16 protein-coding genes are annotated in these 14,883 nt (G+C 42.9%); 10 read left to right on the forward strand and 6 right to left on the reverse strand.

Annotation, left to right across the window (positions count from 1 at the left end; all coding sequences use genetic code 11):
* Positions 1–14: 14 nt before the first annotated feature.
* The 9 genes from ABUE36_RS10980 to pnuC all read left to right on the forward strand — a co-directional run bounded on the left by ABUE36_RS10980 (position 15) and on the right by pnuC (position 5,688).
* Entirely contained in the window at positions 15–749 is a 735-nt protein-coding gene (locus ABUE36_RS10980) for a DUF7577 domain-containing protein (protein WP_421016737.1), read from the forward strand.
* Positions 750–790: 41 nt separating this feature from the next.
* Positions 791–1,720: an IS30-like element ISLpl1 family transposase gene (locus ABUE36_RS10985; protein WP_096109805.1), complete on the forward strand. Its 930-nt coding sequence runs from the start codon at positions 791–793 to the stop codon at positions 1,718–1,720.
* Between the two features lie 268 nt (positions 1,721–1,988).
* Positions 1,989–2,249, forward strand: coding sequence for a hypothetical protein (locus tag ABUE36_RS10990; RefSeq protein WP_421016738.1), 261 nt, complete (start codon positions 1,989–1,991; stop codon positions 2,247–2,249).
* Positions 2,250–2,299: 50 nt separating this feature from the next.
* Positions 2,300–2,758, forward strand: a complete 459-nt coding sequence (locus tag ABUE36_RS10995) for a zinc ribbon domain-containing protein (protein WP_161001632.1) — start codon at positions 2,300–2,302, stop codon at positions 2,756–2,758.
* The gene (locus ABUE36_RS11000; RefSeq protein WP_421016739.1) at positions 2,755–3,342 is read left to right on the forward strand and encodes a zinc-ribbon domain-containing protein; all 588 of its coding nucleotides are present in this window, start codon (positions 2,755–2,757) and stop codon (positions 3,340–3,342) included. The genes ABUE36_RS10995 and ABUE36_RS11000 overlap by 4 nt, the downstream gene beginning before the upstream one ends.
* Positions 3,343–3,375: 33 nt before the next feature.
* Positions 3,376–3,768, forward strand: a complete 393-nt coding sequence (locus tag ABUE36_RS11005; protein ID WP_161001630.1) for a hypothetical protein — start codon at positions 3,376–3,378, stop codon at positions 3,766–3,768.
* Positions 3,765–4,184 carry a zinc ribbon domain-containing protein gene (locus tag ABUE36_RS11010; RefSeq protein WP_161001629.1) on the forward strand — a complete coding sequence of 140 codons (420 nt, stop codon included), beginning with the start codon at positions 3,765–3,767 and terminating at the stop codon, positions 4,182–4,184. The genes ABUE36_RS11005 and ABUE36_RS11010 overlap by 4 nt, the downstream gene beginning before the upstream one ends.
* A gap of 110 nt (positions 4,185–4,294) precedes the next feature.
* Complete coding sequence (locus ABUE36_RS11015) at positions 4,295–4,516, forward strand: hypothetical protein (protein WP_017262197.1); 222 nt, start codon at positions 4,295–4,297, stop codon at positions 4,514–4,516.
* A 404-nt stretch (positions 4,517–4,920) separates the two neighbouring features.
* Positions 4,921–5,688, forward strand: coding sequence for a nicotinamide riboside transporter PnuC (pnuC, locus tag ABUE36_RS11020; RefSeq protein ID WP_421016740.1), 768 nt, complete (start codon positions 4,921–4,923; stop codon positions 5,686–5,688).
* Positions 5,689–5,976: 288 nt separating this feature from the next.
* On the opposite strand, the gene ABUE36_RS11025 is transcribed toward pnuC, so the two are convergent.
* Positions 5,977–8,301: a glycoside hydrolase family 65 protein gene (locus tag ABUE36_RS11025; protein WP_421016741.1), complete on the reverse strand. Its 2,325-nt coding sequence runs from the start codon at positions 8,299–8,301 to the stop codon at positions 5,977–5,979.
* Positions 8,302–8,962: 661 nt separating this feature from the next.
* Between ABUE36_RS11025 and ABUE36_RS11030 the strand changes: the two genes are divergently transcribed.
* Positions 8,963–9,415 carry a Fur family transcriptional regulator gene (locus ABUE36_RS11030; RefSeq protein WP_421016742.1) on the forward strand — a complete coding sequence of 151 codons (453 nt, stop codon included), beginning with the start codon at positions 8,963–8,965 and terminating at the stop codon, positions 9,413–9,415.
* Between the two features lie 60 nt (positions 9,416–9,475).
* On the opposite strand, the gene ABUE36_RS11035 is transcribed toward ABUE36_RS11030, so the two are convergent.
* The 5 genes from ABUE36_RS11035 to ABUE36_RS11055 all read right to left on the reverse strand — a co-directional run bounded on the left by ABUE36_RS11035 (position 9,476) and on the right by ABUE36_RS11055 (position 14,805).
* Positions 9,476–10,900 carry an MFS transporter gene (locus ABUE36_RS11035; RefSeq protein ID WP_161001625.1) on the reverse strand — a complete coding sequence of 475 codons (1,425 nt, stop codon included), beginning with the start codon at positions 10,898–10,900 and terminating at the stop codon, positions 9,476–9,478.
* A 91-nt stretch (positions 10,901–10,991) separates the two neighbouring features.
* Positions 10,992–12,458, reverse strand: a complete 1,467-nt coding sequence (locus ABUE36_RS11040; RefSeq protein WP_421016743.1) for a multicopper oxidase family protein — start codon at positions 12,456–12,458, stop codon at positions 10,992–10,994.
* A gap of 24 nt (positions 12,459–12,482) precedes the next feature.
* Positions 12,483–12,653 carry a hypothetical protein gene (locus ABUE36_RS11045; protein WP_017262189.1) on the reverse strand — a complete coding sequence of 57 codons (171 nt, stop codon included), beginning with the start codon at positions 12,651–12,653 and terminating at the stop codon, positions 12,483–12,485.
* 472 nt (positions 12,654–13,125) lie between these two features.
* Positions 13,126–14,391 carry an ISL3 family transposase gene (locus tag ABUE36_RS11050; protein ID WP_421016744.1) on the reverse strand — a complete coding sequence of 422 codons (1,266 nt, stop codon included), beginning with the start codon at positions 14,389–14,391 and terminating at the stop codon, positions 13,126–13,128.
* Positions 14,392–14,652: 261 nt separating this feature from the next.
* Complete coding sequence (locus tag ABUE36_RS11055) at positions 14,653–14,805, reverse strand: hypothetical protein (protein WP_017262184.1); 153 nt, start codon at positions 14,803–14,805, stop codon at positions 14,653–14,655.
* Positions 14,806–14,883 lie beyond the last annotated feature (78 nt).

Consider the following 14,883-nt stretch of genomic DNA (forward strand, 5'->3'; position numbering starts at 1 on the left):
AGAGGTATTCAATTATGAATAATTCAATTACATGTCCGTATTGTCATACTCAAAATGAACCCAATGCCAAATTTTGCAGAAATTGTGGCAAATCATTAAGTGACAGTCAAATAAGTGATTCAAGCCAGCGACAAGAAGTGCCAGCAAAAGGAAGGAAATTTTTGATTCCATTAGTCGTGGTAATTATTTTGGCTTTAGTTGGAGCTCTTCTTACCTTTCGCTATTTATCACCCCAAAAATTTCATACTCTCATTCCATCAACGAGGCCAAAATCTCAAAAACAAAAAAAACAACATTCTAGTACTCGTGCTGTCTCATCAAAAAAGGCTTCACAATCGAGCAATGCTTCTGCGGTTTTTGATTCACTTCCTCAAAAACAACAACTGGCCTATTTAGCATATTGGGTTTTCGGTATGAATTCCAAGGGGCTTGCATCTACATCTGATGGCAGTCAACCAAATTTAACCGTGTTAATGGGCCAGCCAAACGAAATTGGTTTAGTCTATACCAACTCAAATATTAATCACGTTCTATCAGAGACAAACAAAGTTATTGATCATCGTGATGGTACTTTCACAAAATATTCGGCCACACCACCAGATGGCACTGATATGGCAGATTGGACACCTGAAAATACTAGTTGGACTAATAACGGAACAATTACAAAAGATCAGTTGATGAGAAAATATAAAGTAGATTGTAAAATTAATCCGAACGCTGTTCGGACAAAAAAGATCAGCTTCCTTTAAAATGGTGTTTACAACAAACCCATCTTTTAGGAGCTGATCTTTTGTCTAGTATAACCTATTCCGAACGAATTAAAATCGAAACCTTTTGTGAACTAGGGCTGTCCAATATCCAAATGGGCGTTCGGCTGAACCGATCACCGTCAACAATTTCTTATGAATTATCTCGATGTCAACCTTATCAGGCTGAATTAGCACAAACAGATGCCGAATACAAGCGATCACGATGTGGTCGGAAAACTAAGCTGAGCGATGAGTTAAAGCAAACAATTCTCAACCATTTACATCTAAGCTGGTCACCAGGAATGATTGCTCACGAATTTAAACTAGCGACTAAATCTATTTATAATTGGCTAAATCAGGGGAGAATTGGTTTCTCCTTGAATGATCTACCTGAACATGGCGTACGCCAACGGCGTAACGTTGACCAACGATCCAAATATAATCAATCTTTGGGGCGATCGATTGAACAGCGTCCCATGATGATTAATCAACGTAATCGCATCGGTGATTTTGAACTAGATACCGTCGTTGGCCCTCGTGGGCATAGTAAGGCAGTTTTATTAACTTTAATCGATCGCAAATCACGGTTCCTTTGGGCATATCGGTTAAAGGACCGAACGACAGCGAGTGTTAATGAAGCACTGACTAAGTTCCTAACAACTTTTAATGGACCGGTGCACAGTTTTACTGTGGACCGTGGTACTGAGTTTAGTGGGCTAGTATCATTTGAATCACAATATGGTATTAAGACCTATTACTGTCATGCTTATACGCCAGCTGAACGTGGTAGTAATGAACGCTTTAATCGGAATTTACGTTATTTTTATCCTAAGGGGACTCGTTTTGAGCACATTAGTGCTCAAGATTTAACGACGACGTTACTCCAAATTAACCAGAGACCGCTTAAAATACTTGACTGGAAAACACCGTATCAGGTTATGCTGACCAATTTGTCCAAAAATTCGGATTAAATTTGCAATCTACCATAAAAATAAAATTACACCTTACATCTCAATGCTGGATATGAGTCACACAAATAACTCTATCAGCAGTTTCTTTAAGTCTAGCTCGCCAAATGACAGCAGTTCTGTCGATTCTAGCTCAACTTCACAATCCGACTCTGAGGCCGCCAGCTCTGGAACCGATACTATTAGTCTAATCCGACAAAAAGTACAGGCGTCTAATAGCATTGATTGGTCTCGGTACTCTATACAAGACATCCAGCACGAACAGGCAGTAATGCCAAACGGTGCAACATGGGGTGTTTTCCTCAAAGATAGTCAAAACTCAGAAGCTCATCCTTATATCGAAGTAGATGATAACGGAAATATATTGGATAAAAAGAATTTTGATAATAGTTCTGGCAATACTGACTCTACAAGTGATAGCGACAATGATTCCGATGATGACGATACTGATAATAATGACAGCGACACTAATGACGACGACAACAACGCCGCAGATACCAACAACGATGCAGACGATGACACCGCAGATTAAAAACTACAAGAAACAGAATAAAAGATAATTTCATTTGGAGAGATTTAAATATGTTAGTCAAAAGATATAAACGTTGTCCAAAATGTGGATCAGAAAACTCTGACACCGCTAAGTTCTGTTTGAAGTGCGGTGCCAGTCTTCAAAATGTCGAAGTTTTCACAGATTTACCCGGCGCAAACATTTTCGAAACAAGTATTGACCTAACTGATACACCCACAATTACAGCAGGAAAAATTCCCGACGGATTTGTATTGGCCGCTTCTGTAGAAGTCATTGGTGCAGGAGAAAATTACACGGAAGCCTGGAAAACGCTGATGCGCAATCTAAAGTCCATTTTGAACATCAAGGGATTAGATGGTGTGGCGAATTATCAAGTCCTCCTTTCCCCGTTTCAGACCAGCGCGGCCGAAACAAAATTGACGTTGATGCTATACGCTGACGGAATTCTAAGTATGAAACATAAGAACAAGAATCCACAAAAGTCTGATGAGAAAGAAGGTGCCCTATGAATAAAAAATTTTGCCCAGAATGCGGAACCCCAAACGACGGAAACACCATCTTCTGCATTAATTGCGGATTTAAATTCCCGAGTTCAGAGCCGTTTCCCCCTTCAACACAACCTAAGGTAAACTCCGAGGTCACAACCTTTGACTCGATTTCAAATAATGAACCACAAAGCAACGCCAATATTTGGGCCACGTTAATTATCATTCTCTTAATAATTGGCAGTATCGTTGGCATTGTTATTCACCAAAATCTGCCACAAACAACAGAACAAAAAATAAAAAGTTGTGTAGTCGCCCACACTGCTAAGGATGATTACAAAGTCATGATCAATAAATCAAAAAAGGCTATCGGTCTGGAAGCAAAAGATAGTGACATCATCGATTCTATGGAGCAAATGGTAGATAAACAAGTCTACTACGAAGAGGACGCAGATATTCAGTCAACGGGGACAAAAATTTCCAAATCAATTAAGCAAAAGGTTGGATCAGGTTGGACATTAATTATTCTAAATCCAGAAAATTCCGACCGTGAATTGTGGCGTTATAAGGACGGCAACTTAGATTATGCCGTTGAGGACGATTTTTAAGGAGTACAAGTGCTTATTAGGAGGCAAAAATAAATGGCATCTAGCATTCAGGAGATTGTAAATTTCAAAATCAAACACGGCTATTCAGATAAAACCGATAATTTTATCCAAGTAATGTCCCTTCACGACTACCATAATTTGTGGATTACTTGGTTAGCTATTTGGGGTACCAAAAATAATATCATTTGCTTTGAGGATCAGGGGCTAGTACTCATCCCATCAACAATTTCGGGAAAAATTGTTGGTGAACCAAGACTCGTCCCCATTGATCAAATTTTGGATGTCGAATTCAAAAAACGAATTTCGACCACTTTGATTCATTTTTCAGGGAAAAACACCGGGATGGATTTTGTGGCTTCAAACTTTACAGCTGTGATACCGTGGCAAAAAAATAATTTACTTAGTCTTGGAGGACGTAAATCATGAAATATTGTCAGCAATGTGGTGCTCAAAATAAACCAGATGCAAAATTCTGCGTTAATTGTGGCGCTCTCTTTGATCAAATGAATGATGCTCAAAATAACTCTCATTCTAACGTATCAAATGTTCGGCCGTACCAACGGCAAACTCAGCAAAGTGCTCAGCCCCAGCAAATTCAGAGTTTTGACGATACTGCTAGGCAAACTAATAATAATTCAAGGCTCTTTTTAATCCTTGGATGGCTATCAGCCGCCGTCTCATTGTTTTTCATTCCGATTATTTTTGGTGGTATTGGCGTTGCCTTAGGATTTGCATCGCGTAAACATAACGAAACACAGGGATTAATTCTAATTGTTGCTTCAATCATTTGTGGCATTTTGGGTGTTGTTCTTGGCGCTATAATTGGTTCTTCAACTTATTAGAATTTCGACCTTCCGTGTCTTAAAAGCGTTTCACAAGCACATAATTACCCCTCCCCTAAAACGCATGCTAAACTCGTACTCATACTTAGCAGACACAAGGAGGAATAACTATGATTACAATTTTCCATAACGAACTTGGCCATCACAGCATTCACTTCCCTAAAGGTAAATACATCACATTTAATCTGATTCACCCAGCGCCAACTGCCGCGTACCGCATTGAAATTCTGGATACTAACTTGGATGGCGTTAAACGCCTGCAATTACGTTTTAGTCACCTCGGCCAGATTTTCAAACTGCGCGACCAACAACTGAGTTTCCAACTCATCTAGTTGACTCACTCCCCCTCAATGAGGCATCTAGATGTTGTGGCTCCATAAAATGGGCTTTCGTAGCCATTTTGTGGAGCCTTTTCTTGTTCTGACACGGTTTTAACCTTGAAATGCAAAAATTACTGCAGATTGTTTTCATTCATTTTCATGGCTTTTACATACAATATATAGTTTTTTCAAAAAAGTTTTCACATCATCTTGTGTCCATCACAAAATAGCTCTCAGTGCCGCCATCACGGTCTCAAATCGCCACGCAACGTTAACTCATGGTACAAACAATAAGCGTTTGACAGGCATTTTGTTTTCCACGGTCTGGGTGCTAACATATCTATCAGTGCGTTGCAGGCCTGAATCTTTTACTTCTACCGGGCCACAAATACAAATCATAGAATGGAGATCTTTTCATGCGTCACGTTACCAATTATTTTAAGTTTCTCGGCCACCAGTTAACTGGCTGGCACAAGGCCTCATACTGGCTTTTCGGTTTTTCATTGGGTGCCCAGGTGATGACCTTAGTTTCAAACCCCTTCAGTTTGGTTAGTTTGATCACGTTCATCGGAACAACACTTGGGGTACTTTGTATCTTGGCCATCAACCAAGCTAAGAGTGTTAACGGCTTACTTGGTGTGTTATCTGCACTTTGCTTTATTTATGTTGGTTTTTCTGCCAAAAACTACCTGTCCATCGGTGAACAGATTGTTTACATGGCAACACTTGACCTGCCAGTCTTGCTAAGCCCAAGCTGGAACAAAAACATGGTCAGCAAAATTCGTTCATTTACATGGCGCAGTACCACAGTTGCTATTATTGCTACATTAATTGTTTACGGGATCTCCGGTTACGTTATTGGCGCAGTTACCAACGATCCTCGTCCTTGGATCGACGCTATTTCATTCAGTATCTCCGCTTGTGCCGGTGTCATCTGCTTCATGCGGTTCAAACAACAATACATCTGGTGGGTTGCTTCTGGTTTAGCACAAATGGTTTTGTGGGCCGTTTCCTTCCGTCAAGGTGACGCTACGTTAGCCATGTTTGTTAACAGTTCTGTTTACTTGATGAACGACTTCTTAGCCTTCACTATCTCCCCTTGGTACAACAAAAAGAACCAAGCGGCTGAAGCTAAGAAGGAAACAGCTTACTTCGAACAAATGGAAGCCGTTCACCAGAACTAATTTCCGCATCAACACATAGATAGAGCAACGCACAGCTAAATTTATCGAACGAACCCCGGCAATTTTGAAGTTGTCGGGGTTTTCTCGTGCCATTTACGGCTATTTCTATTTTCTATAAATTGGGGCATGAGACCTCAGTTTGATTTTGGTGAAATTGCCGTAACTGCGAGACATAGCACTGTCTTTTGTTCATCTAACTTAAACAAAATGCGACGTCCATGAGAAAATCCCATAAACGTCGCATTTGAATTATCTGAGAAAGCCGGTCGCCCTCTCCTAATGTCAATTCTATTTCTCCGTTAAATTAACGGTCATCATCCGTTTGACCGGTGCTTTGCTGCTTAAGGCCACTTCCTGTCCATCACAGTAAATTGTCACCTGGTCACCCTCAATCAGGCTAAAGTGCGCTTGATTACGTGTGATGTGCATTTCAAACTGACTGCCACGATAACGAATCTTAAACGTCAATGCCGACCACTGAACCGGTAAGTGTGGATGAAACTCCAAGCCACGGTCAGCACGAATCATGCCGGCTACGCCTAGCGTCATTTCCATCCAACTAGCACCCATGTTGCCGACATGCACGCCGTCTTGTGAATTGCCCTGACTATTGTTTAAATCAGTTAGGATTGATTCTGCAATATAACGGTACGCTTTGTGATGCGCTAAAATTCGATGCGCCAGAATACTAAAGATTGGGCGCGACAACGATGAATCATGTGTCGTTAATGGCTCATAGTAATCAAAATCACGTTTGAGCTGTTCAATATCTTGGTCGGCTGGGAACAATAAATCACTCATCAGTGTATCGGCTTGCTTATTGACTTGATGGCGATACAAACGCATTGGGTGGTAGTGAAGCAACAATGGGTAATTATCCCGTGGTGTCTGATCGAATGGCCAAATCTCCATGTTAAAGGCACCATCATCCTGCATCTTGACACCGAGTTCCTTATCAAACGGCAGGTACATGCTATCTGCAATGTGTGTAAAGGACTGTAATTCCTTTTCAGTCACCCCAAGCTCTTCTAACTTGCTTGGATGGCTCCTCTTAAGTTCTTTAGCATAGCTAACGGCTAGACGGAGATTGTGTTGAGCCATCCGGTTGGTGTAATAATTGTTATTCACCATTGCCGAGTATTCATCGGGCCCGGTCACTTTGTTAATCACAAACTTGCCGCCCTGAGGCCCATCAATACCGAAGCTGCCAAAACGCTGCCAGAATCGCGCCGTCTCCAGGATCAGTTCAAATCCCATTTTCACCAAGAAATCCTGATCATCTGTGACCTGCACGTATTCAGCGACCGCATACGCAATATCCGCGTTAATATGAACAGCCGCCAGACCAGCAGGAAAGTAAGGCGACGCCTCCATCCCGTTGATTGTGCGCCATGCAAACATTGCCCCGCCGTCTAAGCCAAAGTCTCGGGCCTGACGCCGTGCCTCATCCAACGTATGGTAACGATACGTTAACAACGCTCGGGCCATTTGTGGATCTGTATAAATGAAGGCCGGCAGCATAAACATTTCGGTATCCCAGAAATAATGTCCTTCATAACCTGCCCCAGTGAGACCCTTGGCTGGAATACTGGTCTTCCCATCGTGACCAGCAGACTGGTGCAGATGAAAGAGATTGAAGCGAATCCCCTTTTGCGTCTCAGGATCACCGTCAATCCGAATATCCGAATTGTGCCAGAACTCCTGCATTTTGTGGGCAGATTCTGTAAACAAGGTTGAAAACGAATGATGCTCTAGATGTGCGTTTGCGTTTTTCAAGTATTGCGTGTGGTTCATCGCGACATCCATAAGACTGTGAATCCGCCCGACGGAATAACCGAAGTCGAAAGATTCTGTCAGCCCTTGCTGGAGGTCAAGGTCCATTACGTATTTGGGCATACCGTCCGAACGGTCAAACTTGACCAAGGAGTCTTCACCCAAATAACGCCACATAAGGACTAGCCCCAATTGACTCCGTTGCGTCGTGATCTGCATGGCCGGAAAGTCCGCATTCAAAAACTGCCGATCCAAAATGTTATTTCGCGACACAGCACGAATATCGCCGTCTCGGGTAAACACCTGGTCAATATAGGGGTGCTGTTTGTACAGCTTTACCGCCCCGCTAAAGTTAATTGGCCGAATGGTGTAGCTGACACAGTAAATGCCATCATCAGCCTGTGACGCAAACGTCGATAAGGATAACTGGAGTATTTTTCCAGAAGGTGTGGTTATCTCAAACAATTCATTGAGTAACCCCGTTTCCATATCAAGGTTTTTATCCACAACTCGGGTGGCAAATGTCGTTTGATCCGATCGTTCTCCATCGATCTCAATGACAAGGTATCGTGGGTCGGGTAACTGAGCGATGGTTTGATTATTTTCCGGGTAACCCGCGTATGATTCTCCATATGTAATGTGGCTCAAATCATAAAAGCCATTCACAAATAGGCCAGGCATCCCCTCATCTAATCGCAGGTTTCCCTGTAATGGATTGCTGGCACGCACGCCTAGATGTCCGTTAGCCAACGCGTAGATGGTCTCTAAGAATGAAGCATTACGGTTCGTTAAATCCTGTAAGTGAAGTTGAAACGACTGTTTTTGCTCACTTATTGCCATATGAATTACATCTCCAACAAATCAGCGTTATCATCGTGTTCACCATAGTGCAACCGCTTCAATATGCGCAAGATTTTACCTTTAAACTATTGAACCTTACTGCCCTTACTGCCGGTTGTCACCGTTGATACACTTGTCGTGGGACCGGTTCAAGCCTGAAAACCACAGACTTTCACCTCGTTGGGAAGCCTCGCAAGATCACGAGTCTTCCCAACCGTCCGTGCTGTAAATTCGACAGAATCATTCGAATTAACACCGCCTTCACGAATCGGTATCAACGGTGACGCCCTCACATGCATGTAACAGCAGATTCAATTGCGACCCATTTTCTTATTTTTAGCTTTAAATTTAGCTAAATCTAGTACAACATGAGTGAAGCCGGTCGAGGGCAGAATTGCAGGGCAGGCTTGGAAACGTGGTCTTCGGTTCCAAGCCGAGGTTGAAGACCCTCGGGGTTTGAGGGCTGAGATCGCTCCCATGGTATGACGTCCTCGACCTGCAAAACGAAATCAATCCACTCAAATTTTGAGGAATTGATTTTACTGCCATAATTTCAGACATATCGTCAATTACATGAGTCCTTGACAATTCATCTAATTGGTATTTAGATAGAAAAGTGTTTTAATATTAAGTTAGAACAAGTCTAAGGAAGGAGTTGCCTATGGCACAGGTTATTGATGAAGCAGCGGTAAAAGTATTAAAGGACAAACATCTGCGGGTTACCCCGCAACGGCAGATTGTGCTCCATTACCTCATGACACACCACAATCATCCTGACGTTGGCACCATGTTTGACGAACTGAAACCCGTTCACCAAGGACTAAGCTTGGCAACGATTTACAATACGTTAAATACGTTAGTCGAAACAGGGATTGTGATTGAACTAGAAAACGGTGATGCAGGAACCCACTATGACTACTTTGGTCGGCCACATTTTCACGCCGTTTGTCAGAACTGTGGGAAGATTACGGACATCTTTTATGATGATTTCGCCAATCTGGAAAGTGCAGCGGTTAAACAGTCTGGTTACATGATTACCGAAGGTCACATCGAACTCTATGGTTATTGTCCAGATTGCCAACGCAAACTGGGACTAACACCAGATGCAAAATAAACCAGATATAAATAAAAAATCGTCGCTCACAATTAATGTGAACGGCGATTTTTCTTACCCCTACTTCGTTGGTGCCTGTTTACCACGCGGTAAGGTAAACGTTAATGCCAAGCCTAAGATTCCGATAATCAGAAAAGTTAAGAACGTCATCTGATAACCAGTCAGTGTAGCCTGATGTAAACCTTGAGCAGCCTTATGCGCATCTGTCACCCGCGTCAAAATAATCGTGGCGGCAGCAACCCCTGCTGATCCCAGAATCTGACGGGCAGTCGTTGTCACAGCTGTTCCGTGAGAAATCAGTTTATCAGGCAATGAGTTTGCTCCCAGTGTTACGGCTGGCATCATAACAAATGCATTCCCACCTTCAGTCACAATTGAAGCCAAAATTAAGCTAAACACGTTTAAATGGCGTGCAAAGATAGTCAGGTAGCCAAACCCGAGCACAATCAAAATCATCCCCGTAAGGACAACGTTTCGTGGTCCAACGCGATCCATCAAATGACCGGATAGTGGGTTCAACAGACTGAGACCCACGGCCGCTGGAACCAGTGACAATCCAGAAAATAGTGCTGATAAACCGAGCACATTTTGATAATACAACGGCAGCACAATCGTGGTCACAATCAGTGCAATGTAAGAAGCACCCGTTAGCAACACACCGGTCGTGAACAAACGACTGTGGAAAACTCGTAATTCCAATAGTGGCTGGTCACGATGTAACTGACGATAACAAAAGCCAATCAACGCCAGGATACTGATAATTAGCAGCGTTGTCAGCCACCAGTTAGCGCCCTTTACCCCAATTTGATTAAGGACGTACAAGACACCGATGAACCCCAACGAATAAATAATCGACAACCAGTCCATTGTCGACCGATTAACTGGCATAACATCTTTAATCGTCCAGAAGGACAGAATAAACACAGCAGTAACGAGCACGAAGAACAATACAAATAGACCACGCCAACTTGCAAATGACAGGACAATTCCGGAAACGATTGGTCCGGTTGCTAAAGCAGATCCCATGATTAGCCCTGCCGTGCCCATCGTTGCTCCCCGATGATCTTCAGGCGTAATTGTCAGCAACACCGTTTGAAACGATGGAAAGATAATACCAACGCCAAGTGCTTCAATTAAACGACCAATTAACAATACTGGATAACTCGTCGCCATCATACATAGCAATGTCCCAAACGCAAACATAGCGGTCACCCAACGAAATAGCGTTGTAAATTTAACGTTGTTCAGTAGCCACGGACTCACGGGAATCATGACACTCATCACCAACATGAAGCCAGTCGTCATCCACTGCACTTGTGGCGCCCCGATATTAAATGTCCGCATCAAGGTCGGATATGCAGTCGATAAGGACGATTGACTGATGGACATACTGAACGTGCCCGTCAGTAGCGTAATAATGAACCATAATCGGTTATAAACGTGCCCCCTATTGTCGACACTCGCTGTTGCCTCTTTCTCACTCATACAAATGCACTTCTCTCTATGTGTTCGCCGACTCACATAAAAACGGCGTCTGAATTATTCAAGACGCCGCTCATATTAGCCAACGATTAATTTAATTTTGGTTCGTTCGGTTGTTAACATCATCCATGCTTAGCAAGTGGAATGTTTGTGGGTGGTCTGGATCGTAAGCTTCAATCTGGGCCATCATCCCAGTATCCTCGTGTTCCAAAATGTGGCAATGATACATGAAGACCCCAGGCACATCAAACATAACCCGAATTCTAACAGTTTCACCGGCATTAACACCGACAACATCCTTGTAGCCGTGTTCATTTGGATAAGGTGCCTTACCATTTCGTGACAGTACCAAGAAGTGACAGCCATGCATGTGGAACGGGTGAATCATGCCACTGCCCATGTCATTTGTGTTAGTCACATCCCAGTCAACGACGTCACCCAACTTCTGTTTGCGATCGATCCGTTGCATATCAAACAGCTTACCGTCGAGGCGGACTTCGTCGTCCATACCTGACATAACTGTCTTTTCAACGGGCAAACCTGGCGTTGGTTCCCAATCGGCCAAATCAACCAAATGATCTGGCAGTTGTGTGTTATCTGGTTCAAAGTCGCCAATTTCAAACGTCATCAACGGCACATCGTCAGACATCAATTGAACCCTGTCACCCGGTTTGTGATCACCAAAGTCGACGATAACTTCTGCCCGTTCAGCACAGGTCAGCATCAATTTAGTCAACTTAACTGGTGCGGGTAAAATTCCGCCATCAGAGCCAACTTGAGTGAATTCGTGATCATCACTAAAGTGCAAACGGTATTCACGCCGGTCAGCACCGTTCAAAATTCTTAAACGAATCCGTTGCGTCGTGACTTTAAAGACACCGTTTACAGTACCGTTAACTAACGGCGTGTCGCCTAACGTACCATCCACGTCATAATCGGCATCATAATCCAATTGATTGTCGTGATAACTACGATCTTGCAAGATAACCGGAATGTCATCAACACCATAATTACGTGGGAATGGTAGCTTACTCTCGACGTCGTCAGTTACAACAACTGCCGCTACCAATCCGTTCCAGACCTGACGAGCAGTGTTCGGACATGGGTGCGGGTGAATCCAGTCCGTTTGAGCCGGTTGATTCAAGGTGAAGTCAATGTCACGAGATTCACCAGGATAAATTGGCGCATGTGGACCACCATCTGTGACAGGGCCAGGCACATTAAGTCCATGCCAGTGCAACGTTGTCACTTCAGGTAATTCATTGACGATATGCACGTGATAATGGACACCATCCTTCAACACGACCGTTTGGCCCAACAAGGATGCATTGTAGCCCCATGTCTTCGTCTTAACACCGGGTAAAATTTGTGTTTCACCAGCTTGAGCACGAATGGTATACCAAACATCATTGCCATCCACTTTGTCTGGTTTTAACACACTCGGAATTGTTAAGGGCTTCTCCGGCACATCCGGTACCTTCAATGGCACATAACCCCCGTCATGCAAATCATAAACAGGTTCATCGTAAAAATAATCGTTGTAAACCTTCTGTTCACTCATGCGAACGCCTCCTATAAATATGTATCATGGTTTTGACTTGCGAAAAGCACACCAGCAATCAATGATGGCTTGCAATAACATCCCCACTGCCATCACTTCCATCGCCAGCATGTTCTTGTTAGCAAATACTAAATAAAACAGAAACGCATACAAAATCACGAAAAAAATCGTGATGGGTTTAGAACCAGTTCCCATAATTCCACCTCCCGAGTACATTGTATTCATTCTAAGTTAAAATGTCATCGCAGAAGGCTGAAAAATTTCAATTTATTTGGATTACAGATCTAAATCACTTAATACGATCAAATTAGAAGTTAAAACCAATAGTAATAATTTCAGAAAATTGATTGTATGACATGTCCAATTATGTAGTCATATTTACTGGAAATTAGCGAAATTACTGGAATCGACCACTTTCCTACTTCATAGCCATAACGTGCTCTCACCCACTGAAGTCTGTGCATAACCCGTTTTCCTGCTTCATAGTCGTAACGCGCTTCGACACCCCAGAGACCTGTGCATAACACAAAACGAGCGCTGTAAAGGCAAAATTCACCTTTACAGCGCTCATTTTACGTTATTGCTCGGTCTCTACCGGGGGTCGTCACGCTCATAAAAAAGGTTCTCTGTCAACTGTTGTTGGTAACGACCATAATGCACTCAATCATTATTTGATGATTGGGTGTTTTGTTTTTGTCCTTAACATAACAAGGACGCGCAAACGGAAATTCTTAAATCTCGTGTAGCCATAGTCAGATCTTTTAAGGACTTTGATTCGATTATTCGTTCCTTCCAAAGGACCATTGGAGTAATCTTTGTGCCTCAAGGTGTTTTCAATGTAGTCAGGATGCTCACGAATATAAGTTAAGCACGTCTCAAAGGTTTCAGGTGCACCAACGGAATCGGCCAAGGCATTGCGTAATTCTTCGACATCATGTGTCCTGACGGCCCCACACAAACGCTGTGCGTAGGCGTAGACTTGTGCCAATTCAGGACTTAAGCTCAGTAAATTATCAATAACGTCAACTTCGGTAGTGAAGTATTTAAACTGGGAAAAGCGGTGAAAGTTCTTATAATCCAGGTTTGCGGCCGGCTTGAGTAATAATTTCCAATATTTTTTGAGGGCTTTATACTCGCGCGATGATGTCGCAAATTGTTTCATCACTTCAATACGGGTCTTATTTAAGCCACGTTGAATGGCATTAATGATGTGAAATCGGTCAATGATCACAATCGCATTGGGAAAGATTTCTTCCGTCAATTGTGGATAGGTATAGTTCATGTCTGTCACTAGGAAACGAACTTGATTCCGGACTTCAAGGTCATAACGTTTAAAATAACGCGTCAGAGCTGGTAAGGTTCGGACGTCAAGAATGTCTCGAAGCAGCTGGTGGTCACCGTCCATCAGAACACAGCTCATCGAACCTTGGGCATCCTTGGTACTCTTGATTTCATCGATGTGGAGAGCAGCTGGAAGATGGTGATAGTCTGTTTTAAAATCGGATGAAAAATGATTCAACACTCGCGAAACGAAGTTTGGCGAGGTGTTCAGTTCTTGTGCAATATGTTTCATTGAGACGGATTCGTTTAGCTTCGATAAACAAGCCTGATGCGTATTGTAAGATATTGAGCAGTTACGCTTAACGATACTTGTGTGAGCCAAAAAGTGTCCACGACATGCGTGACACTCATAGTATTGTTTACGTAAATGCATGACGACAGCCCATTCACCCGTTTTTGGTAAGCGAACATGAACCGTTCGCCAGCCATATTTAATAATCGAGTGTTGATTCAACACGCCACATTCTGAACAGGCCTTAGGGACATAGGTTAGGTGAGCCTTTACCTGCATTGCCTGGTCATCACGGACAACCTCATCAATAAAAACATTTTTATCTTCAATATTGAGCAGAACTTTAGTAGAATCAGACATGGGATATCGCCGCTTTCTTATATTATCTTGAAACTTGGTCGTGGAAGGATAAAGCAATGTCGATATCCTTTTTTCGTGTCAACATACATAGATTACAGAAAGAAAAATCTGTTGTCGATCATGTCTTGTGACATGACCAACAACAGATATGATAGAACCATAAAAAAACCGCAACCCCATCATTTTCATGACGAGATTGCGGGACTAAATGCTTTTTGATGTACTGAATTAGAGACGATCAGAAAAGCCTACCAACCGAAATTACTTAGCCTTTGGAGCTGCTTCGATCGTGTCAGTCTTACCAGCAGCCCAACGTTGGATTGCGGCAATTTCTTTTTCACGGCGAATACGACGTTGACGTTTAGCAACGGGACGTTGGCCGGCGAATGAGTTCAATGGTTTCTTTTCTGCCATGATGCTTCTCCTCTCAATACTGTGTTTAATAACACGTAATACTATACCAGCTTTAGACAACGTGAGCAAGTCCGGTTT

Origin of the sequence: Furfurilactobacillus cerevisiae, assembly GCF_048961765.1 — a bacterium.
In the GTDB taxonomy this organism is placed as follows: domain Bacteria; phylum Bacillota; class Bacilli; order Lactobacillales; family Lactobacillaceae; genus Furfurilactobacillus; species Furfurilactobacillus milii_A.

Coding starts and splice junctions, on each gene's coding strand:
- ABUE36_RS11055 (WP_017262184.1), bottom strand. CDS start 14,805: ATGGCAGAAAAGAAACCATTGAACTCATTCGCCGGCCAACGTCCCGTT.
- ABUE36_RS11005 (WP_161001630.1), top strand. CDS start 3,376: ATGGCATCTAGCATTCAGGAGATTGTAAATTTCAAAATCAAACACGGC.
- ABUE36_RS11045 (WP_017262189.1), bottom strand. CDS start 12,653: ATGGGAACTGGTTCTAAACCCATCACGATTTTTTTCGTGATTTTGTAT.
- ABUE36_RS10990 (WP_421016738.1), top strand. CDS start 1,989: ATGCCAAACGGTGCAACATGGGGTGTTTTCCTCAAAGATAGTCAAAAC.
- ABUE36_RS11050 (WP_421016744.1), bottom strand. CDS start 14,391: ATGTCTGATTCTACTAAAGTTCTGCTCAATATTGAAGATAAAAATGTT.
- ABUE36_RS11015 (WP_017262197.1), top strand. CDS start 4,295: ATGATTACAATTTTCCATAACGAACTTGGCCATCACAGCATTCACTTC.
- ABUE36_RS10980 (WP_421016737.1), top strand. CDS start 15: ATGAATAATTCAATTACATGTCCGTATTGTCATACTCAAAATGAACCC.
- ABUE36_RS11035 (WP_161001625.1), bottom strand. CDS start 10,900: ATGAGTGAGAAAGAGGCAACAGCGAGTGTCGACAATAGGGGGCACGTT.
- ABUE36_RS11030 (WP_421016742.1), top strand. CDS start 8,963: ATGGCACAGGTTATTGATGAAGCAGCGGTAAAAGTATTAAAGGACAAA.
- pnuC (WP_421016740.1), top strand. CDS start 4,921: ATGCGTCACGTTACCAATTATTTTAAGTTTCTCGGCCACCAGTTAACT.
- ABUE36_RS10995 (WP_161001632.1), top strand. CDS start 2,300: ATGTTAGTCAAAAGATATAAACGTTGTCCAAAATGTGGATCAGAAAAC.
- ABUE36_RS11000 (WP_421016739.1), top strand. CDS start 2,755: ATGAATAAAAAATTTTGCCCAGAATGCGGAACCCCAAACGACGGAAAC.
- ABUE36_RS11010 (WP_161001629.1), top strand. CDS start 3,765: ATGAAATATTGTCAGCAATGTGGTGCTCAAAATAAACCAGATGCAAAA.
- ABUE36_RS11040 (WP_421016743.1), bottom strand. CDS start 12,458: ATGAGTGAACAGAAGGTTTACAACGATTATTTTTACGATGAACCTGTT.
- ABUE36_RS11025 (WP_421016741.1), bottom strand. CDS start 8,301: ATGGCAATAAGTGAGCAAAAACAGTCGTTTCAACTTCACTTACAGGAT.